The following is a 9,552-nucleotide window of genomic DNA, read 5'->3' as shown; positions in this document are numbered from 1 at the left end:
ACCCGCTGGGACGAGCTGATGCCGTGGAACTGGGTGCCCCAGACAGATCAGCCAACAGCCCAAGCCGCATAAACTGCGGTCCTCACGCCACGCTTACCTGCCTATCGCCGGCTGCCTGGGAGCAACTGCCATCCACCAGCTCGCACTACGTTCTCCTGATTAAATGGGGTGCAGCGCCAGTGCTGCTACTCGCAGGATGCTGCTTTCGATTCCGAAGCGGCAGAGTATGCGGTCTTTGCGCAACGGCAGCGCCAGTCATGATCGCCAAATTTAGACACGAAGCTTCCGCAGTTTTGGCAGGTTAGCGCGGCATGCAGTTCCGCTAGGCAGCTGGCATGCGCTCGCACTTCGTGCACGTCGACCGTCGCCGAAGGCTCGTTGTAATGAGCTCCAACCTCATTCCTGACCCACCCAGTGCGCTCGACACGTTCCGCAAGGGTCGGGTGCGCGGCTATGAAGTGACGCTGGCTGCGGAGCTTTTTCGCAAGAGCGGGCCACATCGTCCCGATGTCATGTCGGCGCTTGAAGCGGGCGGGGATCGCCACCTCAAGCGCTTCCGTCGCTTCACGTAGCATCCATTCAAGCAAGCGACCTCCTGCACCAGCAAGCTCTTCGCTGGACTTGGTGGATCGCAGCTCGGGGTCGATGATCCGATCGAGGTCGGTCGATGGGTCACCGCGAAGGGGCCCGCGTTCCACGTCCCAGTCCATCAAACTGAGATAGGCGTAACCGGCAGTTCCGAGCGTCTGACGCAGCATTTGATAGAAGATCGAGTCATGAGTTGTTACGACGAGCTGGTGATCGTGAAAATGGTCCTTAAGAAGTTGAACGAAGCGAGCCCGATGCTTAGAATCTACAGAATGCAGCACATCATCGAGAAGCAAGAGCTTGAACGCTGGTTTGTCATCTGCCTCCCGTCGGCGTAGAGCTAGGAAGTAACATATTCCGAGTGTGTCAAGGTGAGACTCGCTGTAGAAAAGAAGAGGTGGCGAATCTTTTCCATAAAAGTCTGAGGACAGGTTCACAGAACCATCCTCCTTCGGGCGGATCACCAGTCTAGAGTTGGCGATCCGCTCATCGGGATGAAGTTCGGCATAATAGGTGTTTGCAAGGGCGGCTACCTCATCCAGCAGTAGCTGGACCGTTGCCTTCCGTGCCTCGATCGCGTGTCCGTATAGCCGATCGGCGAGTGTAACGCGCGTTTGAGTGCTCTTCGCCGTACGTCTGGCGCGCTGAAGCGCGGGCCAGTCTTCTATCGCGCTTCCGAGGAGTGACTTTGCCGCATGGAGCTTGGTTCGCCTTGCTCCGCCGTCAGCCGCAGTGATCGCATTCTCAATAGCTTCAATTACCGGAAGGTGAGTACTGACCGTGGCACTCAACCGGTCAGCAAGTTCCCTCGCTTCGTCAGCGGTTACATGAGTTGCTGCTAACGCGGCCATTTCATGCATCAACGCGACGGTTGAGCCGTAGGCGGCTGGAAGGTCCGATTGCATGCAAGCGGCCCAGTCTGTGGCGAACTGTTGCATGGCGCTCGCGAGTGCTCTGGATCCCTTCTGCGCCGCCTCTACAGCGGAGCTCAAAGCTTGGCGTACGGCGGTGACACGTTGGTCAGCGCTAATCCTACCGTTTAGCCGCTCTATCAGCTGGTCCGCTGCTACATCCTGTTCGCATAATGGACATTCCGATGGCTGAAGCTCGGCCACTATGTTCCGTCCATACATCAGGAACTCGGTGATTACCGGTCCGACTCTGTCCTCCAGCTCGGCTTTCAAGTTCCCTACTTGGAGCGCAACTTCCTCTAGCAGAAGCCTTAAGTCCGACGCGAAGCCGAGCCTTTGAACTTGTCCCCTCAGGGCGTGCAGCGTCGCGAGGCGACCGTCGGCGGCGGTGTCCCCAAGTTCAGCCCTCACAGCCTCTGCTGCGGTCTGCACTTCGGCGACATTGGCGATCTGAGGCAACGCAGCGTCGTCAAGCGCCGCATTCACCCGGCTCAACAAGGTCCCTTCGTCAATAGGCTGGTCCTCTTCAAGCGAGAGGATCGTCCGCAGCGACTGCTCTTTGACACGAAGTTGGGTCTCCGCAGTCGTCGAACCCATTCGGGCTCGCGCCGCGGCGTGCTGAAGCGCGGCTTCCAAGCCGAGGTATTGGCGCAGGTTCAGGAAAGGCTCTAGCCGATCATAGCGGTGCCGCGGCCGGGCGTCCACGAAGCTGAGCAGCATGTGGCGTCGCAGCACAAAGCCGGAGTCTGCCATCGTCGCGCGCCACTTCTCTACCGGCGCATCGGCTGGTTGGCCGGGCGTAAGTTCATACGTTTGGCGACCTTCGGTGATCACCAAGGAAACCTTCATCTCTCCGCCGCGAACATGCGGCGCTCCCAACGCCCAGCTAACCCCGAGACGCCCGGTGGCGAAAAGGCTCGATGTGCCGGTGAGTGCGAACTCCAACGCGTCGATCAGCGAACTTTTGCCCACTCCATTGCCGCCTGAGACGACCAAGCCTCGCTCGCCCACCTTAACAGGAGGCCACGAGGAGGGGATCCCCCTGAGACTATGCGCTCGAAGTTCAACTATTCTCATCTTGATCCAGTTGAATCAGAGCAGCAAGAACGGGAGCCAAATCAATCTGAGCGTCGCTAGGCAGCTCGGTAGGAAGCGCTTCAGATACCGATGAGGGCACGTCAGGATCCTCTTCCAATCGCTTCTTGAACGCGGCGAGCGCGACATCTGACGGCGAACGGTTCATTTGCCCCTCCAGAAACACTCATGGCACCCCTCTGGATCAAGGGTCAATGTTCCTGCGGCACGTCACGTGCAAGCCTTGAACTGCCTCTACAGTCAGCTGAGACGCACGCTCCTCCAAGTGTCACGCCTCATGTCACACGAAGTGTCACAGCGACTTATGGGAAGTCGCAGAAAACTGCGCCTTTGAAGAAATGGTCGGGGAGGCAGGATCTCGGACGTGAAGTTCTTCTTCACCGGACTGGGTGCGGTATGTCGATGCCGGGGTAGCTGATCAATCCGATAATCTCGGCACGCCTCCGCATATCGATCCCATCCGGGTTATAGACCCGATAGGTGAAGCCGCGCTCGTGGCCGAAGATTTGCGCCCAGTCATTCTCGGGCACACCTGCGCGCTCCATAATCCTCGTCACGTTCTTGCGGAACGAGTGGAATGCCTTTGTTCGACTGGTGAAGCCCTTGGCAGCCTTGAAGCGGGTGAACTCTTTGCCCGCGTCAGTGCCTGGCCTCCTACCACGCCCCTCCTCGTTGAAGGTAGGCCACAGGCGCTCGTCGTCACTCCCGCGATCACGGCGTAGCAGCCAGCCAAGATCGGCGTGCACGGGGATCATGCGGTTGCCAGCGAGCGTCTTGGCATCTTCGACCAGAAAGTAGGGGGTCGTGAAACCTCCCTCATCACTGCTCAGGACGCGGCCCCACGTGAGCGACGCTATTTCGTTCAGCCTCATGCCGGTATACATGGCGACAATCATCACCTCGGTGAGGTCCGATCGCTTAGGCGGGGGAGACAACAACAGGCGTAGCTCGTCGTCTTTCCAAGCGATGTATGGCTTAACGTTCATGCCGGGGATGAGCTTCTTGTGAAAGCCCTCAAACGGGTTCTTCCCAGTGCAAAGGCCGCGCTTCTTTGCCCAAGTCCACACTTCTTGCAGGACCTGAAGGTGACGGTTCATCGTGCCGTCCGATAGCCCTCTGCTCTGGCCCCCGTAGCGTTCGACAAGTTTTGACCACGGCAGGCGTCTGCCCTGGGGTGACCTAGCCCAATGTGGGTCGAACATGCGCAGCGTATCAGCGAACTCAGCGGCATCGGCGTCGGTGACGAGCGTGATCGGTCGATCCTCGAAGAAGCCTCCGAAGAGCTTGAGGGTCGCGCGCTTCTGCTGTTCGGTGTTCGTTTCCTTGTCGGATGACCGGTTGGCTATCCAAGACTTCATGAACTGGTCGGCGAGCGTCGAAAAGGCAACGTTTTTCGTGCCCGTCTCCGGGCGAGCGCGGAAGGCCTCGGTGACGACTGTGCTAGATGGTTGCGGATCGACCTCTCCTTGGTCGATCCGGTTACCAACTCCCCGCGCATCTAGGGTCGCAACGGCTACGTCTCGAACCATGCCGATGAACCATGGGGCCTCGTGATCCACGGCGACGCCACGGTTGGCCGCCATCTTGGCAGTCGGTTCTACAAAGCGATCTAGCTGGCCGAACTGGATCTCGTCGCTCAGGCGGCGATGGGCGTCGAGGCGTGCCTCCCGGCCGGCCTCGTACCCATCGCGGTCGTCAGAAAATGCTGCGGCTCGCTTTGCTGCTGTCCCCTTCAGCACCTGCTCGAAGGCCGAGCGGACGATCTCCTGCCTCAGCGCGTTAGAGGGCTGGGCCGATGGGCAGAGGGTGTCGGCACCTAAGGTGAGGGCGGGAACTGGTTGCCCGTCACGGAGGGCGTTCCATTGGGCATGTAGGCGCTGGACCAACGGAACCGCCAAGGCTGTAGCCGCGAGTTCGTCTTCAACCCCTAGCGACTGCGTCACGACCTTTCGTCCATAGGCGGCCTGCACATCCTTCGGCACTGGAACGCGGAGCTGCCACTTCGACGAGCCGGGACGCTTGGTCATATACTTGGTGAGCATGGATCGCTGTAGCAGTTGCTGTAGCAATCGATTGTAGCAGTGAGCTGCGGTTTTCAAGACGCATGTCGCCTGCGAGAGGGGAATTGGTGTCTTGCATTGTTGCAGGTTCGAATCCTGCCGCCCCAGCCAATTCTCAGCTAAGTGATTGATCTAACTGGCTAACACCAGTTCGGCTTAGCCCTCGTGTGCAGGTGACTGTGCCATGTGGCTGGCCGAGGAGATCAACGTCCTTGGCATCGATTCAGCACGTGTATCGCCGCGGCCATATTTTCTGGTGGCGCCGGGTCTATTATTCATCCCATACTAAACCCATTGATGTTCGTCTGTCGCTCGGGACCCCCGACCGGCTGCAGGCGCGTAACCGGGGCGCGGTGTTGACCGCGTCCTATGATCGGGTGGTGACCATGCTGAACGAAAAGATCCGGGAGGGGCGCGGCCTGACCGAGCGCGCACTCCAGGCGATCGCAAAGGCGATGTACGGGGAACGCTTGGCTGAGGTGTGCACCGAGCAGCGTGCCACGCCCTATGATGCCGAGTATCACTCGGCCACCAATCGGGCCTTCATCGACTATTTTCAGCGCCTTACATCGCTGGGCGGACATATGTCGTTCCTGCCGGAGGAGAAGAAGAAGTTGGAGGCCGAGGGCTGGCCAAATCAGCGCATCGCCGATCTGCAAACGATCATCGCCTTGCGCGAGACCAAGGGTGTGAGTCCGATCCGCCGGGAGGAGATCGACCGGCACATCGCTGCGGCCGGCTTTGAGGTTGATGACCGTTGGCGATGGGCAGTCGAGCTTGCGCTTTATCCGGCCTATCGCGACGTCTACGCCGATGCGGAGCAGCAATTGCGCAGCTTGGTTCACCCGGTCGATATGGCGGTGTCCTCGCCACGATCATCAGCTGTCCTTGCGCCGGCCAACGACATAGCGGCGCCGGCGGTCGTCGCCGTTTCCAATGTCCCGGATGACTGGATGCGCTGTGGTCCGATCGAGGCGGCCGAGCGGATGATCGCGGAAACCCCGAGGCTTCTCGATCATCGGCGCGATGGCAAACGGGCTAAGGATAGTGTCGGCGAGCAGACGCTTCGGCAAATTCGTTGGGCAGCGACTTTGCTGCAGAAATCGTTGGCGCCGGGGACGCCGCTATGGAAGGTGACCAAGGCGGATATCCTCACGCTGGACGGCTATTTCGACAAGCTGCCGATCCATTACGGCAAGTCGCCCCGTGATCGCGTGCCGGAGCAGACACTTGCCGAAGCCGTGAAGCTGGCGGTTGAGGATGTGGCGTCGGGTAAGCTCCAAGCGGACGAGATCGGCTTTTCGACAGGCACCACCAACAAGCACTTCAACAAGCTGGCGCAGATACACACCTTCATGCGTAGCCATGTCGACGCCGCGCCCGTCATCGATTTCGCGCTGTTTACCACGGAGATCGACGAAAACGAACGCGAAGCCCGGAAGCGCTACACGCGGGAACAGGGTGAGGCGATATTCAAGCTAGCGCCGTGGACCGGTTGCGCCGGTACGCGTGACAGGCTGAAGCCTGGCAACAGCGTCATACACGACGGCCTGTTTTTCGTGCTGCTGTTGGTCTGGTACACGGGCGCGCGTCGTGAGGAGCTGTGCAAGTTGATGCTGGAGGATGTCGAGGAGCGGCACGGCATCCACTATCTGTTGATCCGCGAAACCGAAACCGGACGGATCAAGAACAGGTCCGCGCGCCGCGTGGTCGTCGTCGCGGACGAGCTCGTCCGACTGGGCTTCGTTAGCTATGTCGACGCCATGCGCGCAGCGGGTGAGCGTCTGCTGTTCCCCGAGTTGGTGCCCGGCGGCACCACCAAGCGGAAGCTTGGCGACGTTTTCTACAAGATGTGGTGGATCTACATTGCGCCAATGATTCCCGACCTGAAGCGGGGGCAGGCCATGCATGCGGCCCGGCACATGGTGTCGGACGAATTGAAGGATCAAGAAGTGTTTCTTGAATTCCGAAACGACCATCTCGGCCATCGCGGCAAGGGTGGTGAGGGCGAGACGCGATATCCTTCGGCGGCGTCGCTGTAGAAGCTGAAGTCGGTAGTTGAGAAGATCCCCGTTGTTACCGGGCACCTGCGGGCGCAGCACGACATCACTCTCCTGCCGCCCAGTTTGCGAAAGCCCCGGCCTGTGCGGCGCAAAGGTGATGATGATCACGCGATTGCGTGACGCAAGCGGAGGGTACTTCGTCTGGTTCGCGGGTTGGGCTGGCCTTCGCGCGTGTCGCTAGGTCGATGACTTGAAACCCGCAGTGCGCAACCCGGTCAGTCGCGTCGCTGATGGGTAGAGGCCCGATCCTCACAACTTTCTCAACCATGATGTTCGATGGCAGGGGTAGCATTCAGGGGTCTCTTGCGGCGGACCGGGACAGAGGACGTCGGAGTTGTCGGACGCAGCGGGTGAGGAAACCCGGCGTTGCAGGACAACGCAGACGGCTGAACTTCGCCCAGCGGGGGCGGCCGATGAACTGCACCGGCTGTTGCTGATTCTAGCACTTCAGCGGCCCGATCCTATTCGCCATGATCGCGGGCGAAACCACTGGAGGATCGGTGGCGGATTCTGCCGCTCGCGCCGCTTTGGGCGCACACATTAGGGTGGCGCACATCGCGCTAGGCGCGAGGATAACCACGGGACATACGGCCGCCGGTTGAGGCCCTCGGCTGCCCCGAACGAGCTTGTCGAGGCGCCGTTATCATGCGCCGAGCGGCGTCAGCTCGTCAGCGGCGGGGCGCGCGGCCGGCGAAGGTGACGATGCTTTCGGCGCCATCGGGGCCGATTGCCGACACGCCGAAATAATGATCGTCGACCGATACTTCCTTCAGCACCCGCTGGGTGGCGCCGGAGACCTCGCGCTCGTCGGTCCAGGTGGGCTTGTCGTTACGGCGCCAGTGTATCTTGTAGCGGGCGGCGCCTGGCACCGGCTGCCACGCGACGGTGGTGTCGCGGGTCAGCTCTCCAGCGATGCTGACGCCGGCCGGGGCAGCGGGGGCGGCGGCGAGCTGCGCGATGGTGGCGACGTTGATGGCGGCGACGCGCGCGAGATAGGGGAAGTCCATCCCGTCGATCGTGTCGCCATAGACGCGGCCGTTTTCGGTGCGCAGATTCTGATGCTGGCGGTCCCAATTCTCGGCGCCCACGGTGAAGCGGACGGCGGGATAGCCCTGGCGCAGGAACGGTTCGTGGTCGCCGCCGCGGCCGAAGCGATCGGGTCGCCGATCGACGAAGACGTCGAACTTGCCGGGCAGGGTATCGGCGATGCCGTCGATCGCCTTAGCCAGCGCGCGGCTGGGGCCATCGTCCTCGCCGCCGATGGCGCGGCGCTCCATCGCCTCGGCCAAGCTTTCGCTGGCGCGGACGCCTTCGGAGAAGACGCGCACGCGATCGGCGACCCGCAGCCCGTTCTGGCCAATCGAATTGCCGACGATATCGTTGTTGAGCATCGCATCGACCTGCCAGCCGCGCGCTTTGGCGGTCTCGGCCAGCAGGGTGGCGCCAAGCAGGCCCTGCTCCTCGCCAGAGAAGGCCACATAGACGATGTTCGCGGCGAACGTTTCCTTCGACAGGATGCGTGCGGCCTCCAGCACCAGCGCGACGCCGCTGGCGTCGTCGTTCGCGCCGGGGGCGTCGGACGTCGCGTCCATCACGTCGCTGACGCGGCTGTCGATATGGCCGCCGATGATGATGTAGCGATCGGGATCAGTGCCGCGCTGGATGCCGAGCACGTCCTCGATCACGACGCCATTGGGCGCGCGCGCATTGACGAAGCGGCGCTGCAGGCGCTCGACGGTGATGCAGCCGCCGCAGGCCGCGCCGATCCGCTCGAACTCCGACGCGACCCAGTTGCGCGCCGCGCCGATGCCGCGCTTCGGATCGGTGGCGGAGGAGAGGGAGTGGCGGGTGCCGAACGAGACGAGCTTCTCCACGGATCCGCGCAGCCGATCGGGCGACGGCGTGTCGCGCGCCATGGCGGGACTGGGGAGAAGAAAGGCAATGAGCGGGGGGGCGGCAAGGGCGCAAAGCGTCGACATGCGGATCATGCCGGCGTGGTGGCGACAATTGCGTGATCGGACAAGGTGATTTGGCGCGGCCGGTGAATGACGTATTTTCGGCCATCATAAATCGTCGCTGCCCAAATGTTGTCAGATATTATATTTGGCGCTTTCTGCTGCCGAAGGTTTCTGCGGAATTGCGTGGCAGTGCGTTGTTTGATTATGCTGATCCGGGCGAAGGCGCGAAGGGCACGTTCGTCGCGACGGAACAGCAAGGCGGCTCGCCTTTTCCGCCGGCGATCCCGGCCGGGAAGGGGCCGCTGCCGTTCAGATCAACCGATCGATCGCCTCGCAGTCGAGGCTACAGGGGATGATCATCAGCGGTACTGGCAGGGCGCCGACCTCGCTGTAGCAGTACGTCGCGCGGGGCTGAGGGCCTAGTCCGCCGCGGCGTCGAACAAGACGCTCGACGATCTGCAGATTGTCCGCGATCAGTCGCGGATTATCCTCGGCCCTTATCCCTAGCGAACGGTGATGCGGGCGAAGGCCCGGTTCCTCGACCGCCCTTGTTGGTAAGCGCTGACCATTCGACCATCTGGCACCTGCATCGCTGGCACGAAGCGGCAGGGGTGCGTCAGTGCCAAATTGATGCGTCATCGGAAGACAACGCAGCTGGTAGGATTGCTGAATTTCGTAACGAGAGCTTTAGTTGTCACTCATTGCGGCCGGCGGATGAAAGTCGAAGAAGGACAGCATCGGCAAGTAGAAGCGAGGCGCAACAACGCAATTTGGCGGAATGCCAAATTGCGGGCAGCGGCCGAGCACCCCGTCTCGGCCCGTATACGTCCTCCAACCTTACGGTTTCCGGAAGGCGAGAAGATCTGTTCGTGGGGGG

The 9,552-nt window shown here is 61.3% G+C and carries 5 protein-coding genes; 1 reads left to right on the top strand and 4 read right to left on the bottom strand.

Going from position 1 to position 9,552, the window contains the following annotated elements:
- Positions 1–185: 185 nt before the first annotated feature.
- From K0S66_RS15470 to K0S66_RS15460, 3 genes are all read right to left on the bottom strand, one after another.
- Positions 186–2,471, bottom strand: a complete 2,286-nt coding sequence (locus K0S66_RS15470; protein WP_301076370.1) for a hypothetical protein — start codon at positions 2,469–2,471, stop codon at positions 186–188.
- Between the two features lie 91 nt (positions 2,472–2,562).
- Positions 2,563–2,742, bottom strand: coding sequence for a hypothetical protein (locus tag K0S66_RS15465; RefSeq protein ID WP_301076369.1), 180 nt, complete (start codon positions 2,740–2,742; stop codon positions 2,563–2,565).
- A 229-nt stretch (positions 2,743–2,971) separates the two neighbouring features.
- Positions 2,972–4,636 (bottom strand): DUF6538 domain-containing protein, encoded by a 1,665-nt coding sequence (locus K0S66_RS15460; RefSeq protein WP_301076367.1) that lies wholly within the window; start codon positions 4,634–4,636, stop codon positions 2,972–2,974.
- Between the two features lie 230 nt (positions 4,637–4,866).
- Between K0S66_RS15460 and K0S66_RS15455 the strand changes: the two genes are divergently transcribed.
- Positions 4,867–6,696 (top strand): hypothetical protein, encoded by a 1,830-nt coding sequence (locus K0S66_RS15455; protein ID WP_301076366.1) that lies wholly within the window; start codon positions 4,867–4,869, stop codon positions 6,694–6,696.
- Between the two features lie 689 nt (positions 6,697–7,385).
- Here the strand turns inward: K0S66_RS15455 and K0S66_RS15450 are convergent.
- Positions 7,386–8,696 (bottom strand): M20/M25/M40 family metallo-hydrolase, encoded by a 1,311-nt coding sequence (locus K0S66_RS15450; protein WP_301076372.1) that lies wholly within the window; start codon positions 8,694–8,696, stop codon positions 7,386–7,388.
- Between the last annotated feature and the right edge of the window lie 856 nt (positions 8,697–9,552).

This window comes from Sphingomonas sp. (genome assembly GCF_029239295.1).
Classification (GTDB): domain Bacteria; phylum Pseudomonadota; class Alphaproteobacteria; order Sphingomonadales; family Sphingomonadaceae; genus Sphingomonas.
Note: the sequence above shows the minus strand (reverse complement) of the source record. Positions and strands in the feature narration are given on the sequence as shown.